This window comes from Bradyrhizobium sp. (assembly GCF_017881085.1).
Taxonomy (GTDB): domain Bacteria; phylum Pseudomonadota; class Alphaproteobacteria; order Rhizobiales; family Xanthobacteraceae; genus Bradyrhizobium.
This window is the reverse complement of the sequence record NZ_JADGRI010000442.1, coordinates 1-3,473: the sequence shown is the minus strand read 5'-3', so window position 1 is coordinate 3,473 and position 3,473 is coordinate 1. Positions and strand designations below refer to the sequence as shown.

Here is a 3,473-nt window from a genome sequence, read left to right as displayed (position 1 = left end):
GCGCACGGCGGCAATTCGGTGTTCGCCGGCGTCGGCGAGCGGACCCGCGAGGGCAACGACCTCTATCACGAGTTCATCGAATCCAAGGTCAACGCCGACCCGCACAATCCCGATCCGAACGTAAAATCGAAATGCGCGCTGGTGTTCGGCCAGATGAACGAGCCGCCCGGCGCCCGCATGCGCGTTGCGCTTTCCGGTCTGACCGTCGCCGAGCATTTCCGCGATCAGGGCCAGGACGTGCTGTTCTTCATCGACAACATCTTTCGCTTCACGCAGGCCGGCTCGGAAGTGTCGGCTTTGCTCGGCCGTATTCCCTCGGCCGTGGGTTATCAGCCGACGCTTGCCACCGACATGGGCGCGCTGCAGGAACGCATCACCACCACGCATAAGGGCTCGATCACCTCGGTGCAGGCGATCTACGTGCCGGCCGACGACTTGACCGACCCGGCGCCCGCGACCTCGTTCGCGCATTTGGACGCCACCACGGTGCTGAACCGCGCGATTTCGGAAAAGGGCATCTATCCGGCGGTGGATCCGCTCGACTCGACCTCACGCATGCTGTCGCCGCTGATCGTCGGCGAGGAGCACTACACGACCGCGCGCATGGTTCAGCAGGTGCTGCAGCGCTACAAGTCGCTGCAGGACATCATCGCCATTCTCGGCATGGACGAACTGTCCGAAGAGGACAAGATCGCCGTCGCCCGCGCGCGCAAGATCGAGCGCTTCCTGTCGCAGCCGTTCCACGTCGCCGAAGTCTTCACCGGATCGCCGGGCAAGTTCGTCGAACTCGCCGACACCATCAAGGGTTTCCGCGGGCTGTGCGAAGGCAAGTACGACCATCTTCCCGAAGCGGCCTTCTACATGGTCGGCACCATCGAAGAGGCGGTCGAAAAGGGCAAGAAGCTGGCGGCCGAAGCAGCGTAAATCAACCGGTCGTCATTGCCGGGCAGCAGCGCGAAGCGCGTCTTCTAACCTTGTGACCCGGCAATCCATCACAAGGAAGATTCTTATTGATGGACCCGCGGGTCAAGCCCGCGGGTGACAGCCGAGAGAGCAATTAACATGGCCACTTTCCACTTCGATCTCGTCTCGCCCGAAAAGCTCGCTTTCTCCGGCGAAGTCGATCAGGTCGACGTTCCCGGCGTTGAAGGCGATTTCGGCGTGCTTGCCGGACACGCGCCGATCGTGGCCGCGATCCGTCCGGGCATCCTGACGGTGACGACGGGCGGCACGCACCAGAAGATCATCGTGCTCGGCGGGCTCGCGGAAATGTCCGAGAAGGGTCTGACCGTGCTGGCCGATGTCGCCACCTCGCTCGAGGAATTGGACCACGCGCAGTTCGCCGACAAGATTTCCGAGATGGAAGCCAAGCTCTCCGAAAAGGACGGCTCGGAGCTCGATCGGGAGATCGAGCGGCTCGATCATTTCAAGAGCATCCAGAACCAGCTCAGCAGCACGGCGATGCACTAGCCGGCAGCCGCCGCAAAAGCCCGATAAATTCGGCATCGGCAACGACGCGACCAGCGCCGGAACCCGGTTGCACCCCGGAACTTATGGCGGCATTCTGCCGCCGTAGAGTGTATCCGGGGCTGGCTTCATGAAACGCAAGATCGCAGCGATTTTTGCGGCCGATATTGCCGGTTACTCCAGGCTGGTAGCCGAGGACGAAGAGGAGACGCTGCGGCGTCTCGCCTCCTACCGGGCCGTCACCGACGATTTCATCGCCAAGTCCGGCGGACGCATTTTCAACACCGCCGGCGACGCCGTGCTGGCCGAATTTCCGAGCGCAGTCGAAGCGGTGCGGTGCGCGATCGACATCCAGGAAAGCCTGCGCACGCGCAATATGGCGTATCCGCCGAGCCGCCAGATGAGCTTTCGCATCGGCATCACGATCGGCGACGTGGTCGAACGCGACGGCGACCTGCTCGGCGATGGCGTCAACATCGCGGCAAGGCTCGAGGGGTTGGCCGAAGTCGGTGGCATCTGCGTTTCACGCGCGGTGCATGAACAGGTCGCCAACAAGCTGTCGGTGCAGTTCGCCGATATCGGCGCGCAGGAAGTGAAGAACATTCCAACCCCGGTGCACGCCTACATGGTGGCGATGCGGCGCGAGGACGGAACCTATGCGACGCCGCAACTGAAGAAGCCGCCTGCCGCGCAAGCTGCGGCGGCGCCGAACTGGATGTGGCCCTTGGCGGTGACGGTGGTCTGTGTCGTGGCCATCGGCGTCGCCGGCTTTCTGTATTTTACCAAGCTGGAGATGCCGGGCGGACCCAGGGAGACGGCTTCCGCCGCCAACCCTGCGGCTCCGGCGCCGTTGCCCTCGGCAGCCCCGGTCGCGGTACCCGCAGCGCAGCCACCGACTCCTCTGCCACCGCCGGCGGCGCCGATCGCCTTGGGCGAGAGGTTTGTGGCCGGGACCGTGCCGTTCGTCGGCGATCGCGCCCGGATTGCCTTGGCGAACGAGTACGCGCCCGCGGCCGACTTCAAGGCCTTCGCCCTCAATAATGCGGGCGTCAATGCGTTCGTCGTCGCGCAGCCGAGCGAAGAAGCCGCGAAAAGCGCGGCCGTCGAGCAATGTCAGAAACACGCCGACGCGGTTCAGTCGCCGCGAAAGTGCGAGGTTTACGCTGTTGGCAACATCGTGGTCTCCGTGTATGGCCATCCGCCGCTGCCGCCGACGCCGTGGATCGTGCGCGATCCCTCGATCGAACGGCCGCTCGTCGCCGACGAGGTCCCCCTGCTCCGGGAAGGCCAAAAGCGAAGCGTCGAAGAGAGGTTTATGCGGGGACGCAAGAGCAAGGCGATCGCGGTAGGCCCGGGCGGGCAAATGTTCTTCTTCTTCAATCAGGAAACGCCGGAGGAGGCGGCGCGGCGGTCGCTCGAAAGCTGCGGCGCGGCTGCGGGTGCCGCGTGCAAGATCGTTGCGGTCGATGATGTCTTCGTGGTGCCGGTGCCGACCACCCTCAAGGTCACCGGGTTCTTCCGCCCTGCCGGCAATTCCTCGATCGCGGCGGATGCGCGAGACGATCTGGCGGGCCAACTCGCGGCTGCGCCAGACGGATGGAATGCGGTGGCGGTCGGCGCCGCGGGGCGTCCGGGACTGGCGATCAAGGCGGCGAGCGAACAGAACGCGGTCAGCCAGGCGCTGGGCAATTGCGGCAAGCGCGACAGCGATTGTCATGTCATCGCGATCGGCCCGTTCTCGGTTGGACCGAACTAAAGCGAACTGCCGTTCGCGTACACCGCAAAACGCTGGGCTACCGTCCGATACACCTCACGCCGAAACGGCACCACGAGATCGGCGACACGGTCGAGCCGCTCCCATCGCCACTGGTCGAATTCCGCCGGCTGGCCGTTGCGCGGCGTCAGTGGATCGATTTCATCGTCGGCACCCGTGAAGCGCAGCGCGAACCATTTTTGGCGCTGCCCGCGAAATCTTGCCAGACGGTGCGACGGCTGGACATCGAGCG

General features: G+C 64.5%; 3 protein-coding genes and 1 pseudogene. 3 read left to right on the top strand and 1 reads right to left on the bottom strand.

Annotated elements, in window-relative coordinates; genetic code table 11:
* The 3 genes from atpD to QZ213_RS26255 all read left to right on the top strand — a co-directional run.
* Positions 1-924, top strand: a 924-nt coding sequence (gene atpD, locus QZ213_RS26265) for a F0F1 ATP synthase subunit beta (RefSeq protein ID WP_291688975.1), incomplete at its 5' end; no start/stop codon positions are given.
* A gap of 138 nt (positions 925-1,062) precedes the next feature.
* The gene (locus tag QZ213_RS26260; protein ID WP_291688974.1) at positions 1,063-1,470 is read left to right on the top strand and encodes a F0F1 ATP synthase subunit epsilon; all 408 of its coding nucleotides are present in this window, start codon (positions 1,063-1,065) and stop codon (positions 1,468-1,470) included.
* A 127-nt stretch (positions 1,471-1,597) separates the two neighbouring features.
* Positions 1,598-3,223, top strand: a complete 1,626-nt coding sequence (locus QZ213_RS26255; RefSeq protein WP_291688973.1) for an adenylate/guanylate cyclase domain-containing protein — start codon at positions 1,598-1,600, stop codon at positions 3,221-3,223.
* Here QZ213_RS26255 and QZ213_RS26250 read toward each other — a convergent pair.
* A pseudogene (locus QZ213_RS26250) lies at positions 3,220-3,473 on the bottom strand (RNA pyrophosphohydrolase); the annotation flags it as partial. The gene QZ213_RS26255 and the pseudogene QZ213_RS26250 overlap by 4 nt on opposite strands.

Coding starts and splice junctions, on each gene's coding strand:
- QZ213_RS26260 (WP_291688974.1), top strand. CDS start 1,063: ATGGCCACTTTCCACTTCGATCTCGTCTCGCCCGAAAAGCTCGCTTTC.
- QZ213_RS26255 (WP_291688973.1), top strand. CDS start 1,598: ATGAAACGCAAGATCGCAGCGATTTTTGCGGCCGATATTGCCGGTTAC.